The organism is Amaricoccus sp., assembly GCF_036846665.1.
Classification (GTDB): Bacteria; Pseudomonadota; Alphaproteobacteria; order Rhodobacterales; family Rhodobacteraceae; genus Amaricoccus.
On the sequence record NZ_DAIUBO010000411.1, the window covers coordinates 1 to 1,640 of the forward strand.

Sequence of the window (1,640 nt, forward strand, 5' to 3'; positions counted from 1 at the left end):
CCTCTTTCGGGCCGGACTCTAACCTCAGATGGAGGAGAAAGCGGGGGTCACAGCAGCCCCCTTGTGTCGTGCAACTGGCCTCGCGCCGCCGGCGCCAGGAAAATCCATGCAATAACAACAATATAAGCCGCGTTTCATCGTGAAACGCCCCCCCGCCGGCAGCACCCGTGGCTGCCTCGGTCCCGCCGGGATCAGGTCAGCTTGCGGACCCGCAGCCGCTTCAGCCGGTTGTATTCACGCTCCAGCACCTCGAAGCGGAAGCCGTGGAAGCTGAAGACCTGCCCCTCGGTGGGGATCGCCTGGGCCTCGTGGATGATGAGCCCGGCGATGGTATTGGCCTCGTCGTCGGGCAGGTTCCATTCGCAGGTCCGGTTGAGGTCGCGGATCGTCACCGCCCCCTCCACCACCGCCGAGCCGTCGGACTGGATGTCGATGCCGCTCGGCACCTCGGCGTCGTGCTCGTCGGCGATGTCGCCCACGATCTCCTCGAGGATGTCCTCGAGCGTGATCAGCCCCTGCAGCGCGCCGTATTCGTCGACCACCAGCGCGAAATGCGTGCGCCGGCGCAGGAACTCGCGCATCTGCTCGTCGAGCGAGGTGGTCTCGGGCACGAAATAGGGCTCCATCGCCAGATCCATCACGTCGATGGCCTCGAGGCTGCCGCCGCCCTCGCGCATCAGCCGATGCACCGCATGGGAGAGGTCCTTGGCGTGGATCACGCCCACGATGTTCTCCGGTTCACCCTGGAAGATCGGGATGCGGGTATGCGGCGAGTTGATCGCCTGGGCGAGGATCTCCTCGGGCGGCGCCTCGGCGTCGATCATCTCGATGTCCCGGCGATGCAGCATGACCTCCTCGACCTGGCGCTGGCCGAGGTCGAGCGCGCCCAGCAGCCGGTCGCGGTCGGCCTTCTCCACCGAGCCCTCGGAATGATGCAGCGCGATGGCGCTGGCGATCTCCTCCTGGGCGGCGAGGAAATGCGCCTTGGGATCGGTCTCGACGCCGAAGACGTGCAGGATCAGCCGCACCAGCGCGCGGACCGCGTTCACCACCGGCGAGAGCAGCATCACCACCATGCGGATCAGCCGCGCCACCGCGGTCGCCATGCGCTCGGGATTGGTGATGGCATAGGTCTTGGGCAGGACTTCCGAGAAGATCAGCACCAGCGCCGTCATCACCACCGTCGCCACCGCGACCGCGCCGTCGCCGAGCAGCCAGGTGAAGAGCATGGTCGCGAGCGAGGCCGCGAGGATGTTGACGAGGTTGTTGCCGAGCAGGATCGCGCCGATCAGCCGCTCCTTGTCCTCGGTGAGCCGCAACGCGTCCGCCGCACCCCGCTCCCCCTTCTCGGCGAGGCCGTGCAGCTTGCCCCGGCTCGCCGTGGTGAGCGCCGTCTCGGATCCCGAGAAGAGCGCCGAAAGGACCAGAAGCACGACGATCGCGATGCCGCTTCCCCAGAGCGCCAGAAGCGGCGGGGCTTCGGTGGCAGGGTCCATTTCGGGGCGATCCTTCTCACATTGCGGGAACCCCGTTATGAGATCAGCCCGCGCCGCCTTCAAGAGCTGCATCCCCGACGGCCAGCGGGTGCTTCTCGAGCACCAGATCCCGCAGCCGCGCGTCGAGCACATGGGTGTAGATCT

1 protein-coding gene is annotated in these 1,640 nt (G+C 67.0%); it reads right to left on the reverse strand.

Features of this window, described 5'->3' with window-relative positions; genetic code table 11:
- Positions 1 to 191 precede the first annotated feature (191 nt).
- Positions 192 to 1,496, reverse strand: coding sequence for an HlyC/CorC family transporter (locus V7050_RS20940; RefSeq protein WP_324368367.1), 1,305 nt, complete (start codon positions 1,494 to 1,496; stop codon positions 192 to 194).
- Positions 1,497 to 1,640 lie beyond the last annotated feature (144 nt).

Bases quoted from the DNA above. Each gene is read 5' to 3' on its own strand.
- V7050_RS20940 (WP_324368367.1), bottom strand. From the start codon at position 1,496: ATGGACCCTGCCACCGAAGCCCCGCCGCTTCTGGCGCTCTGGGGAAGC.